We start from the raw sequence: 17,718 nt of genomic DNA, 5'->3' as shown, positions 1-17,718 counted from the left end.
ATCCCACCCCGGACGAAAGGATTCGCCGGTCGCCGGTTGAGCCGGGACCGCAATCCGCCGCAGATGCGGTCCGCGCGTCGCGCCGCGCGGTCTTCGCCCGTGCCTACCCTTGAGCCACCGGCAGGCAGGTCACGGGGGTGTGGCTGAGGAGGACAGATGGTCGGACAACTGGACACCGAGCGGTTGACGCTTCGGCCCTGGCGGATTGAGGACGCGGAAGCCGCCCTCGGGATCTTCGGAGCTCCCGGCGTCGCGCGGTGGCTGAGCCCGGCCATGGACCGGGTCGGGGACGTCAATGCCATGCGGCTGGTTCTGCAGCAGTGGATCGGCGAGGCCGCCCGGCTCGTTCCGCCGGCGGGACGCTGGGCGATCGAACTGCGTGAGGATCACCGCCTCGTCGGGGGCGGGATCCTGCTGCCGCTGCCTCCTCGCGGGGACGACCTGGAGATGGGATGGCAGCTGCACCCCGAAGTGTGGGGACAGGGATACGCCACCGAGGCGGGCCGCGCGCTGGCCCGCTGGGCCTTCGACAAGGGGGCCGACGAAGTTCTCGCTGTGGTCCGGCCCGCCAACACCCGCGCGTCCGGGACCGCTCGCCGGATCGGCATGGAGTGGGTCGGGGAAACCGAGAAGTACTACGGCATGCGTCTTCAGGTGTTCCGGCTTCGTCCCGGGGACTTCGACGCTCAGATGCCCCCACCGGGACGCGGCAGGCGGTAGACGTAGCTGGAACGGGTGTCTCAGGCCGCGGGACCCTGTGACGTGGGCCTCAGTGGTGGCACCATAGGCGCACAGACCGTATCGGCGGTCGGTACACGTACCTGGGGCACTCATGAACTTCCGGCTCCCGCTCCGACTCTTCGCCGCAGCGGCCATGACTGGCGTACTGCTCACCTCCTGCAGTGGATCCGGAGGTTCGCCCGGCGCGTCGGCATCGTCGCCCACCGCACCGGTGACGTCCGCGCCGTCCCCGTCGCCCACAACACCCGAACCCTCGGCCCCGTCGACGACCACACCGCCGAGCACGCCGGCGCCGACCACGCCCGCGCCCGGCGGCAGCGCGCCGGCGTTCAGCCTCGGGGGCTTCCAGCCGCTGTGGCCGTTCGCCACGCTAGCCCAGGCGCAGGCGTGGGAACGCGAGTATCACTCCGGCGGACACCAGCCCTGGCATCTGGACCCGGGCCAGACCGCACTGTCGTTCACCCGGGGCTACTTGGGCTTCCGGGAGATCGACCGAGTCTCCTCGCGCAAGGTCATCGGTGCGCACGCCCACATCGGCGTGGCGGGGAGCGGACCCGAGGGCGGCACCGCCGCGATTGTCCACCTCGTGCGGTACGGGACAGGCACGAACGCCCCGTGGGAGGTCGTGGGCACCGACGACACGACGTTCTCCCTGACCGCTCCCCGGTACGGATCGCTCGTCCGTACCCCGGTGGTGACCGGCGGGCGGATCAGTGGCGTGGACGAGGGCATCCGGGTCCAGGTGCGCCAGCTGTCGTCCGCCGCGCCGTTGGGTTCCTCGTGCTGCACCCCGGCGGGCGGCGACAAGCAGCCCTGGAAACAGTCGGTGTCATTCACCGGCGCCCGCGACCGGGTGCTCACCATCGTCGCGTCCACCGGCGGGCACGTCGCCGAGGTCGAACGCTTCACCGTCACGGCGGTACGCACCGGCTGACGCGGCTGTGTCATCCCGCCGTGAGGGCCGGCTGATCGCCGTGGCTCCTGACGCACTGGTCCCCACCAGCAGCACGGCGGCCCCCCGCCGTGAACAGCAATCACGGCCGGTCCGGGAAGAGGGACGGGCCGCGACGAGTTGTTACTGGTGACTCGTCGACGGCCCACTGCGCCGACAGTCCCCGCCCCGGACGACCCGGACGCCCCGTCAGATCTCTTTGCGCATACAGGCCCGCGGCCACCTGTCCAGCCCGTGTGCGGCCTCCGCTGCACGGATCTCACGGAGTCCTGGCGTCAGCTCCGCCTCGGGCAGCAGCCGGAAACCGAGCTTCTCGTAGTACGGCCCGTTCCAGACCACCTCGGTGAACGTGGTGAGCGTCAGTGCCGGCGCTCCCTGCGCCCTCGCCCATTGCGCAGCATGGTCGATGAGGGCCTTGCCGATCCTCTTCCCGGCGTGGTCGGGGTGTACGGACACCTGCTCGACATGCCCGTTGCCATCGACCAGGTCCGCGATCAGGTACGCGACCGGGAAGTCGTCTTCGTCCGCCCACACCCAGGCCCGGCCGTCCTCCTGATACGCGCCAAGGACCTCCAGCGACGGCGGCTCGTCCTCCGCGACCGCGACCATGTCGATATCGGCGAAGACCTTTCCGGCAGCACGCTCGATGTCTTGCAGATTCGGCAGGTCCGCCGCTCTGGCTAACCGGATCACGGCTCTCCTTCGTCCAGTCCACGTGTTGGTGAAAGGCAGGGTATCCAACGTGGTGGTTCCTGCGAGGACTTGGAAACCGGACGTCAGCGTTCTGTCAGCCGGGGGAACGCCGCGTCAGGGGCGTGAGACGTTCGGGGGCGGTGTTCGGAGGAGCCCGATCGGGACGCGGTGGCGTATATGCCCTGCTGCACCGGCTCACCGCGGGGGAAGCGGAACCGGAGTCGGGCAGGCTCGTGCGGAAACCTCTTAGACGGTGCATAAAAAATCCATGCCAAGCCTGTGCTGGTGGGTTGTGGGTGTGCTTCACTGGCGCCAGACCTAAAGCGGGGACCAAAGCGGGGCTCAAAGCGGTGGGTCGGGGGAAGTTCAGGGGGGCTTTTCGTGTTTTTGGATCGCAACTGTGGTGCCCTGATGTAAGCGGGACCCGGGCGATTGCTGCGGGCGGGGCACAGATCTCCATCAATCACTGTTGGCGCGCGAGCGGGTCGTTTTGGCGATCCGCCGGACGGGCCTACCATAAACACGGGGAAAGGTCATGGAGTCAGCAAAGGGCGAGACTCGGGGCAGAGGGAATCCGGGGTCTCCGCACTTACCGTCGATCGTGTCCGACGACGGCGTGCGATGGGTCGACTTCCGTAAGACTTTGCGGCCGCGCTACGGGATTGTGTGGCGCGATGTCGGTCTCTGCTACCTGTTCCTGGCCGTAGGCGTCTTCGCCGTCGCTGTCGCGTCGCAGGTGTGGCCCGCATGGGCGGCCGGCGCGCTCGTCGTGCCGGCGGCCTGCTGGACCGGGTTCTGGCTCCACTCGCTGTTCCTGTTCGGCCACGAGGCCGCGCATGCCAACCTGGCGCCGCGCCGCAGGACCAACGACCGGCTGGGCGACTGGTTCGTATGGCTCCTCTACGGCTCCACCACCGTCAACTACCGCCATACGCATATGGCCCACCATGCGCACCTCGGCGACCACGACGACACGGAAACCACATACCACCTGTGCCTTTCCGTGCTGAACATGCTCAAGGCGGTCACCGGAATCCATGTGCTGGAGGTGCTGCTCCGCAAGCAGCGGCTCGGCGAGACCCGGAGGAAGTCCAGCCGTACGTCCAGCGGGCTGCTGGCCTCGCTTCGCTCCTTCGCCGCGCACACGGCGATCGTCGCCGGGCTGCTCCTCGCAGGCTTCCACCTCGGCGCATTGACGTGGGTCGTCGCCGTCGGGGCGGTGTTCCCACTGCTGGCGACGGTGCGGACGATCGTCGAGCACCGGCACCTCGAGGCCCCCTGCGACATCGACTTCTCCGTCGAGCTCCACGGGCCGGTGAACCGGCTGTTCGGGACGGGACTTCTCTCGCGCACCTTCGGCTCGGCCGGTTTCAACCAGCACCTGCTGCACCACTGGGACCCGGCCATCTCCTACACCCGTTTCGAGGAGATGGAGCAGTTCTTTTCCCGTACCCCGCTTGCCGCGGATATGGAGGCCAGCCGCACCGGATACGGCGCGGCCGTCAGGACGCTGATAATGGAGGCCCGTCGTGGCTGAGACGTTGATGGCTTGCCCAGTTTGCGGGGAAACCGCGGTCGAGTTGTTCGCCAAGGCGTACGACAAGGAATACTTCACCAGCGACGAGGAATACCGCTACGCGCTCTGTCCGTCCTGCACGGCCGTTTATCTGGATTCTCCGCCGGCGGACCGTCTCGACGAGATCTACCCGACCAATTACTATTCCTATGGCGGGATCGGGGAGTCGACCACTTTCACCGAGCGCATCAAGGAACGGCTCGACGGTCGAATGCTCGCGAAGGTGCTGAAGTCAATTCCCGGAGAAAAGCTGCGGGTGCTCGACGTCGGCGGCGGATCCGGCTGGCTGCTCAGCACTGTGCGCAAGGTGGATCAGCGGGTGGTGGAGACGCACGAGGTCGACCTCCAGGCCGCGGCCGGGCCGCCGGCCGAGGCGGCGGGCCACGTCTACCACTGCATGCCCATCGAGGAGTTCACCTCGGACGAGCCGTTCGACCTGATCCTGATGATGAGCATCATCGAGCACGTGCCCGACCCGCGGAAGGTCATGGCCGGGATGGCCGGCCTCCTGTCGGAGAACGGTGTGCTGCTGATGAAGACCCCCAACACCGCCACCGTCGACGCCCGCATCTTCCGGCACCGCAACTGGGGCGGACTGCACTGCCCCCGGCACTTCGTGCTGTTCACCGAGCCCGGGCTCGACAGGCTCGGCTCCCAGGTGGGGCTCGCCAAGTCGGACAGCTACTACACCCAGGGCGCCCCCCAGTGGGCGATCAGTGTGATGGCGTGGCTCAGCGACCGCGGCTGGATCAAGGTCACCCCGCAGAAGCCCGCCTATATGAACTGGGTGTACGAGCCGCTCACCGCGTTCTTCGCCGGCGTCGACTTCCTGCGCGCCAGGTTCGCCCCCACCGCGCAGATGATGATCAGTTTCAAACGAGCCCGCTGATGGCTCAGACCGTCAGAAATGACCACGACCACAGGGACCGTAGGGAAGACATGAGCCGGAAACTCGACGAGCACCCGACCGACGCGGCCGACAGCGTGGACCTCAGTTTCGTCATCCCCATGTACAACGAGGAGGACATCGCCAGGGAGGCCGTGGAGCGGGCGGTGAAGGTCGGCAAGAATTGGGGCCGTTCCTTCGAGGTGCTCGCGGTCGATGACGGCAGCACCGACTCCACCCCGCGCATCCTTGCCGAACTGCGGGCCACGACACCGGAGTTCCGCTGGGTGCAGCTGCGCCCCAACTGCGGGCAGCCCGCCTCCAGCAAGGCGGGCATGATCGCCGCTCGCGGCGCGATGGTGTGCGTACTCGACGCCGACATGCAGACCCCGCCCGAGATCGTGGCGCAGCTGGTCGCCGCTCTGGAGCAGACCGGTCCCGAGGTTGCCGCGGTGTTCGGCGTGACCTCCACCCGCAAGCGCGACGACCCGACGCGTCTGCTGGTGGGTCAGGCGGTCTTCTACTTCCTGGAGACCCGGTTCGGCCGGCATCCGATCCCGCACGGCGCCAGTTCGTTCTTCGTCATGCGCCAGGACGTCGCCCGCAGGCTGGGCAACCTGACGTTCACCAAGGGCAACGTCGGCGCGATCATGGCCGCGCTCGGGCTCGACATGCACACGGTCACCTACGTCAAGCCCAAGAGCTACCGCGACGACTCCCGGCTGGGCCTCAAGGGCCATGTCGAGGAGGCGGTGGGATCGCTCGCGCTCACCGGGGTGCTGACCCGGTTCGGCGTGGTGGGCGGGGCGCTCGCCACGCTCGCGGGTGTCAGGTCCCGATCGCGCTGGTTCCGGGTGGCCGCCGCGTTGACGGCGGCGACCTCGCTGGGCTCGGTTGCCGCAGCGGAACGGTTCAACAGGCGCTCACTGCAGGTCGCCACCACAGAACTGCCCATCTTCGAAGGTGAAGCCGCGGTCGCGGAGCAGGTCTGAACACCGGCCTGCCCATGCAGGTCTGAACACCAGCCCGTCCAGGTCGGACAGTGCCCTCGGCACGTCCTGAGCCGAATGCTGCCACAACGGATTACGACGAAAGGAGGGGAACGTGCGAGTCGCGGCTATCGGGCAGGGATACGTGGGTTTGCCGCTTTCCATCGCCATAGCGTCCTCCGGCCACACCTTGTACGCGGTCGAGATCGATCCGATCCGGTTCGAATCACTGCGGGCGTGCCGGTCGTACATCGTCGACGTCACCGACGAGGAACTGCGCAGGGAGACCGAGAACGAGCGCTATGTGCCGGTGGCGAACCTGGCCGAGGTGCCGGAGGTCGATGTCTATCTGATCTCCACGCCCACTCCGCTGACCGAGGACAAGAGGCCTGATCTCACCTACGTCGACCGGGCGTTGGCGCAGGTCGCCGCGGTCGCCGGGCCGGGCGCGCTGATCGTGGTCGAGTCGACGGTCTACCCCGGCGCGATACGCCAGCACGTCGCGCCGCTCTTCGAGCAGCTCTCCGGCCTGAAGTCGGGTGTGGACGTGTTCTTCGCCTACAGCCCGGACCGGGTCGACCCCGGCCGCGACGCGGAGCTCGTTGATGTGCCCAAGCTGGTCTCCGGTCTCGACGACCAGGCCCTCGAGGCGATCCGCACCTTCTACGGGACGGTCTTCAAGGAGGTCGTTCCGGTCTCCAGCTGCGAGGTGGCCGAGTTCACCAAGTTGCTTGAGAACACCTTCCGTTATCTGAACATCGCCTTCGTCAATGAGCTGAGCAAGGCGACGTCGGAGATGAACATCAGCCTGCGCGAGGTGATCTCCGCCGCGTCGACCAAGCCGTTCGGGTTCATGCCGTTCCACCACGGGCCCGGCGTCGGCGGGCACTGCCTGCCCAACAACGTGCACTACCTCAATCACGCGCTGAGTTCGGCGGGGCACAAGAGCGATCTGCTCAATGCGGCAGCCGAGATCAACGAGTCGATGCCGCGGCATGTGATGCAGCGGCTTGCCGCATCGCTGCAGCGGCAGGGCAAGAGCCTGCAGGGCGCGACCGTGCTCATCCTCGGCGTCGCGTTCAAGTCCGGGGTGTCGGACTCGCGGAACTCGCCCGCCTTCGCCATCGGCGCCGAACTGGTCAGCATGGGCACCACGGTCAAGGTCACCGACCCGTGGCTCGGCATCGACATGGACTCCGACACGTTCAAGGCCGTGGAGTTGACCGCGGCCGAGTGCCGCGACGCCGACGCCGTGGTGCTCGTGACCGACCATGAGGAGATCGACTACGAGACGGTGCTCGCCTCGTCGAACCTGATCTTCGACTGCCGGGGCATGCTCAACGCGGCGGAGGTCGAGCAGCTGTGAGCGGCGCACCGGCGACCCTGCGGCTGACGTTCGACGGGCTGCGCCGCAGCCAGATCGAGACGCGCTGGGCCCGCGAACTCGGCGGTCTTGAGGCGTACGTCTTCGACGGCGGCGACATCGGACACGAGGACCAGTGGCGGGTGCTGGGCCAGAATCTGCGCCACGCCTTCGATGTCGGCGCGCGGCGGCTCACCCTGCACTTTCCGACCGAGAACGCCAACTGGGTCGCGGACCCGGGCGTATACGACCGGCTGCGCCGGTTCTGCGACCTGGCCGCCGAGGTGGGTGCGCTGGGCGTCGTACTGCACGCGAACCAGTTCGTGTCGCTGGCCGACTGGGCCACGTTCGACCTGCCGGGGACGCGGGCGCGGGTGGTGGAGAAGGTCGCCGAGCTCGATGCGTATCTGGGCGACTCGCCGATCTGGATCGGCATCGAGAACATGCCCATCATCGGCGCACAGGGCATCGACTTCGACTCGGTCTTCGTGCGGCCGGCGGACTTCGCGCCGCTCGCCGAGCTCGGCTCGCAGCGGGTCGGGGTCACCTGGGACGTCTGCCACTGGGCCGTGTCGTACTCGACGCTGAGCGCGGTGGCGCGGCTGGAGCAACGCGCCGAGCCGGTAGGGCCGTTCGAGCTTCCGGCGCTGCCGGTCAAGCATCTGCACTTCGCGTCCTTCTCCGGGCACGCCATGCCGACCTGGCCGGACCAGTGCCTCGAAGGCGTGCCGCCGCAGCACGGCGACATCGCGCCCGAGCTGCTCGCGGGCATGCTCGCCGCCGCGCTCGACGCGGCAGCCGCCGAGGGCGGCGAGGTCGGAGTCGTCTTCGAGGTGCAGGAGGACGACTACGAGGACCGCAAGAACTGCTGGGCGACCTACGAATGGCTGGCGTCCGTCCCCGAACTGGCGGCGCGCGTCGACTGTACGAGGAGGGGCGATGACCGAGCCTGATCTTCCGTACGCCCGTCCCCACTGGGACGCCGAGGAAGCCGTCGCCCTGATGGCGGCGCTGGAGTCCGGGTTCTGGACCAACGGCGGCCAGGTCGTGCGGTTCGAGGAGGAACTGAAGCGGATCACCGGCGCGCCCACGGTCACCATGGCCAGCGGTACCAGCGCGATCTTCGCACTGCTGCACACGCTGGGGCGCTCGGTGTCCGGGCCGAAGCTGCTGGTGTCGCCGACACTGAACTTCGCCGCGGGCGCGGCGTCGGCCAAGCTGCTCGGCTGGGACGTCGCGCTGTGCGATGTGGCCGCCGACGACCTCACCCTCTGCCCGGCGAGCCTCGGTGACCTGCTGGAGCGCGTACACAGCGACTACGCCAAGATCGTTGTGCTGCCGGTGCACTACGCCGGCCACTGTGCCGACATGGCCGCGCTGTCGACGCAGTGCGAGCGCTACGGCGCGGACCTGGTCGAGGACGCCTGCCACGCGGTCGGCGGTTCCTACGACGGCGTGCTGCCGGTGGGGTCGTGGCCGAGGTCGGTCGCCGCGTACTTCAGCTTCCACCCGACCAAGCCGATCGCCGCAGGCGAGGGCGGCGCGGTGAGCACGGCGGACCCGGACCTTCTCGACGAGCTGCGCCTGGTGCGCAACCACAACATGTCGCTTGTCGACGCGCACACCGACGACCACGGTCCATGGCCGTACTCGATCACGGTGCCCGGAATGAACCTGCGCCTTTCGGAGTTCAACGCGGCCGTCGGAGCGGTGCAGGCGGGCAGGGCCGAGGAGTCCCGGCTGGAGCGTGCCCGGCTGGTGACGCGCTACCAGGAGAGGCTGGGCGGACTGCCGTTCGTACGCGCCGTACCGCGGCGGCAACGCGCCGGGTCCGCGCACCACTTGTTCCCCGTCGTGTTCGACGTCGAGGGCCTCGGCATGTCGAAGAAGGACCTGCTGGGCACCTTCTTCTCCCGGGGGATCCGCTGCCAGGTGCACTACACGCCGCTGCACCGGCTGCCCGCCTTCACCGGCATCGCACCGCGGCTGAGGACGTCGTTCACCGCCATGGACGCCGCCTTTCCCGGACTGGTCTCGCTGCCGCTGTGGCGCGGGATGACCGACGGCGACTGCGACCGCGTCATCGGCGTCGTCACCGAGATCGTGCACCGATCGACTCGAGCATTGGGAAGGTCATGAGCGAACAGCACACTGGGCCGCGCACACTGATCACCGGCGGATTCGGCTTCCTGGCGACCTGGGTCGCCGCCGGTCTGATCCGGTCGGGCCACCGGGTGGTCCTCGTCGACAACCGGGAGCCGGAGGGCACGCCGATCTGGCTGTCCGGGCTGCTGGACGACCCCGCGGTGGAGACAGGCAGGGCCGACATCACCGAGCGCGGGTCGCTCGACCGGTTCGGCGAGGTCGAATACGTCGTACACGCCGCGGCACTGCTCGGGGTGAACAAGGTGCGCAGCGCGCCCCGTGAAACCCTGCGCGTCAACATCGACGGCACCGCGGTCGCCCTGGACTACGCCGCACGCATGCCGGGGCTGCGCCGCTTCCTGCTGCTGAGCACCAGCGAGGTGTACGGCAGCGACGCCAAGGGCGCCGAGGAGAGCGAGTGGCTGTCGGTGCGGACCGGCGACCCGCGCTGGGGCTACGCGGTCAGCAAGGTCACCGCGGAGTCGATGACCGCGGCCTATGGCACCGAGGACAAGCTGCCGTTCGCGATCGTGCGGCCGTTCAATGTCTACGGCCCGCTCAGGACCGGCGCGTACGCGGTCGGAATCCTCGCCGCGCAGGCGGTGGCCGGGCAGCCGATCACCGTGCACGGCGACGGCTCGCAGTCGCGGGCCTGGTGCCACGCCGAGGACTTCGCCGCCGGCCTGATCCGCTGCCTGCACGCACCCGAGGCCATCGGTGAGGCCTTCAACATCGGTGACGACACCAACGACCTGACCGTGGCTGAACTGGCCAGGCTGACCAGCGATTTGAGCGGAACCAAGGCCCAGATCCAGCAGATCCCGCACACCGGCCCCGACATCCAGTCGCGCAAGCCCGACCTGACCAAGGCCCGCAAGCTGCTGGACTACGAGCCGGTGCGCGACTTGGAGGCGGGACTGCGGGAGACGATCGAGTGGGTCCGCGGCGGCTCCGGCGAAATGCCGCTGCGCCTCGAGCGCACCGACTGGCCGCAGTGGGCTCCCGACGGAGTGGGTGTCCGGTAGCCGTGATCCATGACCAGGCAGAGATGTCCGACCTGTGGTACGCGCCTGTGCCGCGTCGTCCGGTCGGCTACCTCCACCCGTCCCGCATGACGGCGGGCCGCTTCGCCGCGACAGCGTGCGCGGCGGCCCGGCCGGGGCACGCGCGGACGGGCCTCGCCGCCCGGCTGCGCGAGCACGCGGGACGGAACCGGTGTGTCCTCACCGCGAGCGGGCGCGCCGCGCTCGAACTCGCGGTGCGGCAGACCGGTGCCGCCGAGGTCGTGATGTCCACGTTCAACTGCCCCGCCGTGGCCGATGCCGTGCTCGCGGCGGGTGCGCGACCGGTGCTGGTCGACCTCGACCACGTAGAAGGTCCCGCGTTCACCTCGGTGGACCTCGACGGTCGCGCGGTCGTGCTGACCAACGCACTCGGCCTGGACGAGTGGCGGGCACACGCGGAGCGGATCGAGGCGCTCGGTGGCAGGGTGGTGCTCGACCTGGCACAGGCGAGCGTCGCGCTCAGGGTGCTGCGCCGGTTCCGGGATGCGGCCTGCCCGATCGTGCTCAGCTTCGGCGAGGGCAAGCAGCTCGGCGGACTCGGCGGCGGCGCGCTGCTCACCTCGGCGCAGCACACCTCGGCGTCGCTCGTCGGCGCCGGCGGGCTGCGGCGTGGCGGTGAGATGGCTCCCCTGCGGCGGGCTGTGGTGGAGCGGATCGTGGCGCACGCTCCGGGTGTCGTACGGGCCGCAGTCCAGCGCGGGCAGTCACGCACGCCCGGCTGGTCGTACACCAAGGCCGACCACCTGCCGACCGAGGCGGGCCAGGTCACCCAGGGCGAGCCGTCCCGCTGGGAGGTCGCGTCGGCGGCTGCCCTGCTGCGGACCGCTTCCACCGTCGCGGACGAGGCCGCGCTCACCCACGAGCGGGTCCGCTCGGCCGCCGCCGAGTTGACGACCTGTCAGCCGGTGGCCGCCGACCCCGACTTCGGGCCGGGTGTCGAGCTCGTGTTCCGGCGTCCCGGGCAGCGGTTTCTCTTCGCGCGGGCGCTCGCCGAGCGCGGCGTTCCAAGCACGTGGAACTACTACCCGCTGCACAGGCTGGCCCCGTACGGCGCCTTCGCGGCGGGATCGATGGCGGGAGCGGATTCGCTGTGGCCGCGGGTGCTGACCGTGGCCAAGCAGCCGCAGCCGCGGCTCACTACGCAGCTCCTGGTCGAGGCGATGGTCGCGGCCGATCGTTCGGTGCGGGAGCAGGAGGCAGGTCGTGACTGATCTCCGTGAGAAGAACGCCGCTTCGGCGCTGTCGGAGTCCGCATGGGACGCCCGGCTGGAAGCCGCGCGCGCCGAACTGCCCTTCGCGCGGCGGTGCTGGCTCACGCTCGGCCTTATGGACTCGCCGGACCTGCGGTTCGTGCCGACAGCGGTGGGGTGGGGGCACTCGGGCGAAATGCTGTTGCCTCTGTGTGTGTCCGGTCGGCGGGCGCAGATCGGCTGTTACGGCTACGGATCGGTGGCCGTGTCCGCCGACTGGCGGGGGGAACTGCCCGGCTTCGCCGACCTTGCCGAGGTGGTGTGCCGAGACCACGGTCTCTCGGAACTGTCCACACTGATCCCTCCGGCCGACGCTGCTCCCGGCCTGGATCGGCAGTTGGGGCACTGGCCCACCCGGCCCGGCAGGAACACCCACCTCCTCGACCTCACCGAGGGCGCGGACGCGGTGTGGAAGGCAGCCAAGGGCAGCTCCCGTACGGCCGTCCGGCGGGCGGGCACGCTCGGTCTCGTCGCGTCGGCCGCGCTGCCCGCGCACGGGGACGAGCTGCTCCGGCTGCACCGGCAGACTCTCGGACGCAACGGTGTCGCGTCCGCCTACAGCGCATCGGACATCGCGTTCCTCCTCGACGGCGACCAGGCCGTCACCACCGTCGTCGCTGAAGACGACGCGGTCCTTGCCGCGTCGGTGTTCGCCGTGGGCAGGGCGGGCGCGTACCACCTCATGCAACTGACCTCCGAGCGCGGGCGAAAGGCCAACGCGGGGCATCTGGCCTTCTGGTCCGCCCTCACGGCGCTGGCCGGCCGCGGCATCGGCACGGTCGACCTCGGCGCGGCGGTGGGTGACGGGCAGGAGAAGTTCAAGGCGGGCTGGGGCGCGTTCGCCGCGGCCACCCGTGTCGTCCACTGGCAGCACGGGGAGGCGCGATGATCATCAGTGCGCACCAGCCCGCCTACCTGCCGTGGCTGGGCTACTTCGCCAAGATCGCCGCCTCGGACCTGTTCGTGCTGCACGACCGCAGCCGGATCGGCCGGCGGAACATGCTCAACCGCAACAAGATCGGCGGCCCGGGCGGCGAACAGCTGCTGACCATTCCGCTGTCGCACGAGGACCTGCGGGCCGAGCGGCCGATCGACGAAGTGCGGCTGCTCGACGACGGCTGGCGGCGCAGGCACTGGAAGGCCATTCAGATGGCCTACCGCCGGGCGCCCTACTTCAGGCTGCACGCCGAGTTCCTGGAGAGCTACTACGCCACCGAGTTCGCCACGCTCAACGAAGTGTGCCTGCCGTTCATCGACTACTGCCTCGAACAGCTCAAGATCGACTGCCCGGTGCACCGGATTTCGAAGCTGGAGCTGCCCGAGTTCGACCGCCAGACGGTCATCCCGCTGCTGTGCGAGAAGTACGGCGCCGACGCGTTCATCGCGGGGCCACAGGCGACGAACTACCTGGACACCACGGGCCTGGACGGCATCCGCATCGACTACTTCCACTACCCGCACCCGGTGTACCCGCAGGCGCGCGACGGCTTCCAGTCGCACCTGTCGGTGCTTGACCTGTTGATGCAGTGCGGGCCGGAGAGCGCCGACATCGTCAGGGGGACCCCATCATGAGCACGGTGCTCGCCGTCGTCGCGCATCCCGACGACGAGGTGATCGGCCCGGGCGGCACGCTGGCCAAGCACGCCAAGGCCGGCGACGAGGTACACGTACTGATCCTCGCCGAGGGCAAGACGTCGCGGGCGGACGACCCCGATCCCGAGGCCAGCGCGGCACTGTCGGCAGACGAGACGGCGGCGTCCTGCGCGGTGCTGGGGAGCGCCGGAGTGCACCGGCTCGACCTCGCGGACAACCAGCTCGACACCTACCCGCTGCTCACTCTGGCCCAGCAGGTCGGCGCGGTGGTCGAACGGCTGGCCCCGCACACCGTCTACACCCACCACAGCGGCGACCTCAACATCGACCACGAACTGACGGCCCGCGCCTGCATGATCGCGTGCCGGCCGCACGCGAGCAAGGTGCGCTGGCTGCTCGGCTTCTCCACCCTGTCGGCCACCGACGCGGGCTACGCGGGCCGCGAACCGTTCGTGCCCGCGCTCTACAGCGACATCACCGACACGCTGGCGTACAAGCTCGACGCGATGCGCTGCTACGCGTCGGAACTGCGGGACTTCCCGCACCCCCGCTCACTCAAGGCCATCGGCCTGCAGGCCGAGCTGTTCGGCGCGCACGCGAACACCGCCGCGGCGGAGGCGTTCAGCGTGCTGCGCGGGACCTGGGACACGCACATCAACCAGTCGAAGGAGGTGTGACCGCTCGTGACCGGTCACGTGGTGCTGCCGGCGCCGACAAAGGTGAAGACCCATCCGTTCATGGTGTGGGGGGAGCGCGTCGAGCCCGACGGCGACCCCCGCGTACTGGAGTTCCCCAACGGTGCCAAGGCCGCGGTTCCGAGGCTGACCCGGGCGCTCGTTGATCGGCTGCACAGCCCGCCGACCGACCTCGCCGAGACCCCGCTGCAGGAGATCGTCGCCTATCTCAACCGGATCGGGCACCTGTGGAACAACGAGGAGTACGCGCGCCGCAGGCTCTACGTCCGTGAGCTGAAGCGGATGCACGGCTACTCCCAGCAGATGGCCGACGCCGAGGCCGACCTGATCTCGGCGACGCTGCGCGCGCACGGACAGCTGCACGACATGGTGGCCGTCGAGCTCGGCCACCGGCAGATCATGGACCGCTGGATCCCCCGTGAGGACGCCGAGGTGCGCGCGTATCCGCGTGGCCGCAGCGTGCACATCCTGCCGGGCAACGTGCCGTACTCGACCACGGTTTCGCTGGTCCGCGCGCTGCTGACCAAGAACACCTCGGTGCTCAAGTACGCCGCGGGCGAGCCGGCCACCGCGGTCGTGCTGGCGCAGAGCTTCACCGACATCGATCCCGACCACCCGGTGACCAGGTCGGTGAGCGCGGTGTTCTGGGAGCGCGACAGCGACCTGGGCAAGGAGATCCTCGGCAGTGCCGACGTGATCTGCGCCTGGGGCGGTGCCGAGGCGGTGCACGCGGCTTACCGGAACTGCTCGTCCGAGGCGATCGTGGTGCCCTACGGCCCCCGGCGCAGCTTCACCGTCGTGGGCAAGGACGCCGACATGGCGCGGGCGACCCGCGGCATCGCGCACGACGCGTCGATGTACGAGCAGCGCGCCTGCTTCTCCACCCACCAGGTGTTCACCGACGCCGACCCCGAGGAGTTCGCCGACCGGCTGCAGGCCGAGCTGGTGCGCTACGAGGACATGCTGCCGCGCACATCGGTCACCGCCGACGAGGCCGCGCAGGCGTCGATGGAGGTCGCCGCCCAGCAGTACTTCGGGCAGCGGGTCCGCACCGGCTCCTGGGGGTCGATCCTGATCACCGACCCGGCCACCGTCACCGAACTGCCCAGCGCCCGCACGGTGTTCGTGCATCAGGTCGCCGACCTGGCCGAGGTGGCGCAGTGGGTCGACCCGACGGTGCAGACCATCGGCCTGGCGCCGTGGTCACTGCACGAACAGCTGCGGCACGAGCTGGCCCGGCGCGGCGCGTGCCGGTTCGTCGAGGCCGGCCTTTCGCCGTTCTTCCGGCTCGGCGGTTCCCACGACGGCCTCCAGCCGCTGCAGATGATGACGCGGATGGTCTCGGTGGAGGCCCCGCGGCTCAACTACGGCAAGGGAATGGTCGTGCCGATCGACCAGTCCGAGTTCCTGGAGCACCGCCGCTTGCGCGACCTGCTCATGTGACGGCCCGCGGCCAACGGCCAACGGCCGAAGTTTCCCGACCGAATATCCCCAGCCGAAGAGCACAGAGGAGAAATCTGATGGACGTAGGCGTGATGCTGACGACGGCCCACCCCGACCACTGGTCGGAGACGGAGGTCTTCGACTACTCGATGGACTTCGCCGTCGAGGCCGACAAGATCGGCTACCAGTCGGCATGGCTGCTGGAGCACCACTTCACCCGCTATGGCCTGTGCCCGAACACGCTGACGATGGCGGGCTATGTGCTGGGCAAGACCAAGCAGATCAAGGTCGGCACCGCTGTGGTCATCCTGCCGCTGGACCACCCGATCCGTATCGCCGAGCAGACCAACATGCTCGACCAGCTCAGCCACGGCCGGTTCATCCTCGGTGTGGGCCGCGGGTACTTCCCGAAGGACTTCGAGGCCTTCGGCGTCGACCCGGCCAAGTCGCACATCCTGCAGACCGAGTACGTCGACGTCATCCGCAGCATCTGGGAGACCGGCAGCGCCAAGTGGGACGGCGAGGAGATAAAGCTGCCCGACGTGACGCCCTTCCCCACGCAGTTCACCAAGCCGAACCCGCCGATGTACGGCGTGGGCCAGTCACCTTCGACGATCGAGTGGGCGGCCTCGCGGGGCATTCCGCTGATCATGCCGGCCATCGGCGCCTACGAGGCGATGCGCTCGATCATCGACCTCTACAACGAGACCGCCGAGAGCCACGGCATCGACCCGACCACCGTGCCGCACGCCCTGTGCACCGTCGCCCATGTCGCCGAGACCACCCAGAAGGCGCACGACGAGATCTGGAAGCACATGTGCTGGTGGGAGCAGGAGCACGACGACGCCGCGTTCACCATGGAGCAGCTGCAGAAGCTGCCGAACTATCGGTTCCAGTACGGCGAATGGCAGGCCGCCGCGCTGCGCGGTGACCGTACCAACGCCGACTTCACCAACTACATGCTGGAAAACAGCATCGTCGGCAGCGTGGAGGAGTGCGTCGACCGCATCGGCAAGACCATGGAGGTCACCGGGGTGCGCAACTTCCAGCTCGGGGTCGAGGCCACCCTCAACCGCGACCGGATCCTGGAGAACATGAACATGTTCGCCGAGGAAGTCCTGCCCCGTATCGGCTGGAAGCCGAGCGCGGTCTCGTGATGACGACGGACATCGATGCCGGGCCGCGGTCGTCCATCGCGCTCACCGGTACCGAGTTCGCCGAACTCGACCGGCTGATCTTCGAGGACGACGACTGGTGGGCGATGCCGAGCGCCGACCAGGCCGCGCTGCGGCACCGGTTCATCACCGCGGCGGTGGCACACCATCTGGAGCACAACGCGGACTACCGGACCTTCGCCGAGTCGAGCGGGTTCACGCTCGCCGACCTCGGCGCCCCCGGGAGCCTGGTGCGGGTGCCGCAGTTCCCGACCCGGATGTTCAAGCGCGTCGAGGTCCGCAGCGTTCCCGCCGCGGACTGCGACGTGTTCAAGTCCAGCGGTACCAGCGGCACTCAGAGCATGGTCTGGCGGGACGAACCCTCGCTGGAGCGGCTGGCCGGCTCGCTGCGCCCCGAAAGCGACATCTGGCGCACCCTCTACGGCGACATCGATCTCGACGACGACGGCCAGATGGTGCACCTCGGCCCCAACCGGCGCGAGGCGGACGGCGTATGGATCAGCTACATCATGACGCTGGTCGAGATGTTCGCCGCCACACGCTCCTACGTCGCCGACGGAGTGCTGCGCCTGCGGGACGTCGTACGCGACCTGGAGAGCGCTCTGGCCGACGGCAAGTTCGTGTGCGTGGCCGGTCCGCCGGTGTTCATGGCGGAACTGCTGCGCCACATGTCGGACAACAGCATCAAGCTGTCCGCGGGCGACCGGATGGCGGTGATCACCGGCGGTGGCTGGAAGAAGAACGAGTCCACCAAACTCGACCCGGACCGGCTGCGGTCACTGGCCATGGACACCTTCGGCCTGGCATCGGCGCAGCAGGTGCGCGACGTGTTCAACCAGGTCGAGCTGAACACGGCGTTCATCGAGTGTGAGCACCATCGCAAGCACGTGCCGCCGTGGGTCGAGGTGATCGTGCGCGACCCGCGCGACCTGTCCCCGGTTCCGGCCGGGCAGGTCGGCCTGATGTCGTACCTGGACCCGACGGCGCGCAGCTACCCGTGCTTCCTGCTGGCGGAGGACTTCGGGTCAGCCGAGACCGACAACTGCCCGTGCGGGCGGGGCGGCACCACGGTTCACATCGACCGCAGGATGCGCACGTCCAGTCACCACGGCTGCGCCCTGCGCCTCGCCGAGACGGTGCGGACCGACTGACG

At 69.1% G+C, this 17,718-nt stretch carries 17 protein-coding genes; 16 read left to right on the top strand and 1 reads right to left on the bottom strand.

The window, feature by feature from the left end; all coding sequences use genetic code 11:
• Nucleotides 1-156: 156 nt before the first annotated feature.
• The gene (locus OG905_RS03480) at nucleotides 157-720 is read left to right on the top strand and encodes a GNAT family N-acetyltransferase (protein WP_328666109.1); all 564 of its coding nucleotides are present in this window, start codon (nucleotides 157-159) and stop codon (nucleotides 718-720) included.
• 112 nt (nucleotides 721-832) lie between these two features.
• Nucleotides 833-1,675: a hypothetical protein gene (locus OG905_RS03475; RefSeq protein WP_328666108.1), complete on the top strand. Its 843-nt coding sequence runs from the start codon at nucleotides 833-835 to the stop codon at nucleotides 1,673-1,675.
• 207 nt (nucleotides 1,676-1,882) lie between these two features.
• On the opposite strand, the gene OG905_RS03470 is transcribed toward OG905_RS03475, so the two are convergent.
• Complete coding sequence (locus OG905_RS03470) at nucleotides 1,883-2,386, bottom strand: GNAT family N-acetyltransferase (protein ID WP_328666107.1); 504 nt, start codon at nucleotides 2,384-2,386, stop codon at nucleotides 1,883-1,885.
• Between the two features lie 601 nt (nucleotides 2,387-2,987).
• On the opposite strand from OG905_RS03470, the gene OG905_RS03465 reads away from it, so the two are divergent.
• The 14 genes from OG905_RS03465 to OG905_RS03400 all read left to right on the top strand — a co-directional run bounded on the left by OG905_RS03465 (nucleotide 2,988) and on the right by OG905_RS03400 (nucleotide 17,716).
• Nucleotides 2,988-3,923 carry a fatty acid desaturase family protein gene (locus OG905_RS03465; protein ID WP_328666106.1) on the top strand — a complete coding sequence of 312 codons (936 nt, stop codon included), beginning with the start codon at nucleotides 2,988-2,990 and terminating at the stop codon, nucleotides 3,921-3,923.
• A complete protein-coding gene (locus tag OG905_RS03460) occupies nucleotides 3,916-4,851 on the top strand; it encodes a class I SAM-dependent methyltransferase (RefSeq protein ID WP_328666105.1) in 936 nt (311 codons plus the stop codon). The genes OG905_RS03465 and OG905_RS03460 overlap by 8 nt, the downstream gene beginning before the upstream one ends.
• A 50-nt stretch (nucleotides 4,852-4,901) precedes the next feature.
• Nucleotides 4,902-5,840, top strand: coding sequence for a glycosyltransferase (locus tag OG905_RS03455; protein ID WP_328666104.1), 939 nt, complete (start codon nucleotides 4,902-4,904; stop codon nucleotides 5,838-5,840).
• A gap of 112 nt (nucleotides 5,841-5,952) precedes the next feature.
• Nucleotides 5,953-7,203 carry a nucleotide sugar dehydrogenase gene (locus tag OG905_RS03450; RefSeq protein WP_328666103.1) on the top strand — a complete coding sequence of 417 codons (1,251 nt, stop codon included), beginning with the start codon at nucleotides 5,953-5,955 and terminating at the stop codon, nucleotides 7,201-7,203.
• Entirely contained in the window at nucleotides 7,200-8,153 is a 954-nt protein-coding gene (locus OG905_RS03445) for a sugar phosphate isomerase/epimerase family protein (protein ID WP_328666102.1), read from the top strand. The genes OG905_RS03450 and OG905_RS03445 overlap by 4 nt, the downstream gene beginning before the upstream one ends.
• The gene (locus tag OG905_RS03440) at nucleotides 8,140-9,339 is read left to right on the top strand and encodes a DegT/DnrJ/EryC1/StrS family aminotransferase (protein WP_328666101.1); all 1,200 of its coding nucleotides are present in this window, start codon (nucleotides 8,140-8,142) and stop codon (nucleotides 9,337-9,339) included. The genes OG905_RS03445 and OG905_RS03440 overlap by 14 nt, the downstream gene beginning before the upstream one ends.
• Nucleotides 9,336-10,370: an NAD-dependent epimerase/dehydratase family protein gene (locus OG905_RS03435; RefSeq protein ID WP_328666100.1), complete on the top strand. Its 1,035-nt coding sequence runs from the start codon at nucleotides 9,336-9,338 to the stop codon at nucleotides 10,368-10,370. Before OG905_RS03440 ends, OG905_RS03435 begins: the two co-directional genes overlap by 4 nt.
• A 2-nt stretch (nucleotides 10,371-10,372) precedes the next feature.
• Nucleotides 10,373-11,620, top strand: coding sequence for a DegT/DnrJ/EryC1/StrS family aminotransferase (locus tag OG905_RS03430; RefSeq protein WP_328666099.1), 1,248 nt, complete (start codon nucleotides 10,373-10,375; stop codon nucleotides 11,618-11,620).
• Nucleotides 11,613-12,548 (top strand): GNAT family N-acetyltransferase, encoded by a 936-nt coding sequence (locus tag OG905_RS03425; protein WP_328666098.1) that lies wholly within the window; start codon nucleotides 11,613-11,615, stop codon nucleotides 12,546-12,548. The genes OG905_RS03430 and OG905_RS03425 overlap by 8 nt, the downstream gene beginning before the upstream one ends.
• Nucleotides 12,545-13,231 carry a WbqC family protein gene (locus OG905_RS03420; RefSeq protein WP_328666097.1) on the top strand — a complete coding sequence of 229 codons (687 nt, stop codon included), beginning with the start codon at nucleotides 12,545-12,547 and terminating at the stop codon, nucleotides 13,229-13,231. The genes OG905_RS03425 and OG905_RS03420 overlap by 4 nt, the downstream gene beginning before the upstream one ends.
• Nucleotides 13,228-13,929: a PIG-L deacetylase family protein gene (locus OG905_RS03415; protein ID WP_328666096.1), complete on the top strand. Its 702-nt coding sequence runs from the start codon at nucleotides 13,228-13,230 to the stop codon at nucleotides 13,927-13,929. The genes OG905_RS03420 and OG905_RS03415 overlap by 4 nt, the downstream gene beginning before the upstream one ends.
• Before the next feature lie 6 nt (nucleotides 13,930-13,935).
• Nucleotides 13,936-15,390 carry an aldehyde dehydrogenase family protein gene (locus OG905_RS03410; protein WP_328666095.1) on the top strand — a complete coding sequence of 485 codons (1,455 nt, stop codon included), beginning with the start codon at nucleotides 13,936-13,938 and terminating at the stop codon, nucleotides 15,388-15,390.
• Between the two features lie 77 nt (nucleotides 15,391-15,467).
• Nucleotides 15,468-16,547: an LLM class flavin-dependent oxidoreductase gene (locus tag OG905_RS03405; protein WP_328666094.1), complete on the top strand. Its 1,080-nt coding sequence runs from the start codon at nucleotides 15,468-15,470 to the stop codon at nucleotides 16,545-16,547.
• Complete coding sequence (locus OG905_RS03400) at nucleotides 16,547-17,716, top strand: LuxE/PaaK family acyltransferase (RefSeq protein WP_328666093.1); 1,170 nt, start codon at nucleotides 16,547-16,549, stop codon at nucleotides 17,714-17,716. The genes OG905_RS03405 and OG905_RS03400 overlap by 1 nt, the downstream gene beginning before the upstream one ends.
• The last annotated feature ends 2 nt before the right edge of the window (nucleotides 17,717-17,718 follow it).

Origin of the sequence: Streptomyces sp. NBC_00322 (assembly GCF_036147535.1) — a bacterium.
Classification (GTDB): domain Bacteria; phylum Actinomycetota; class Actinomycetes; order Streptomycetales; family Streptomycetaceae; genus Streptomyces.
This window is presented reverse-complemented; position numbering and strand designations above follow the sequence as displayed.

Excerpts from the sequence above, each read along its gene's own strand:
- OG905_RS03475 (WP_328666108.1), top strand. The coding sequence starts at position 833 with ATGAACTTCCGGCTCCCGCTCCGACTCTTCGCCGCAGCGGCCATGACT.
- OG905_RS03455 (WP_328666104.1), top strand. The coding sequence starts at position 4,902 with ATGAGCCGGAAACTCGACGAGCACCCGACCGACGCGGCCGACAGCGTG.
- OG905_RS03435 (WP_328666100.1), top strand. The coding sequence starts at position 9,336 with ATGAGCGAACAGCACACTGGGCCGCGCACACTGATCACCGGCGGATTC.
- OG905_RS03420 (WP_328666097.1), top strand. The coding sequence starts at position 12,545 with ATGATCATCAGTGCGCACCAGCCCGCCTACCTGCCGTGGCTGGGCTAC.
- OG905_RS03400 (WP_328666093.1), top strand. The coding sequence starts at position 16,547 with ATGACGACGGACATCGATGCCGGGCCGCGGTCGTCCATCGCGCTCACC.
- OG905_RS03440 (WP_328666101.1), top strand. The coding sequence starts at position 8,140 with ATGACCGAGCCTGATCTTCCGTACGCCCGTCCCCACTGGGACGCCGAG.
- OG905_RS03415 (WP_328666096.1), top strand. The coding sequence starts at position 13,228 with ATGAGCACGGTGCTCGCCGTCGTCGCGCATCCCGACGACGAGGTGATC.
- OG905_RS03480 (WP_328666109.1), top strand. The coding sequence starts at position 157 with ATGGTCGGACAACTGGACACCGAGCGGTTGACGCTTCGGCCCTGGCGG.
- OG905_RS03405 (WP_328666094.1), top strand. The coding sequence starts at position 15,468 with ATGGACGTAGGCGTGATGCTGACGACGGCCCACCCCGACCACTGGTCG.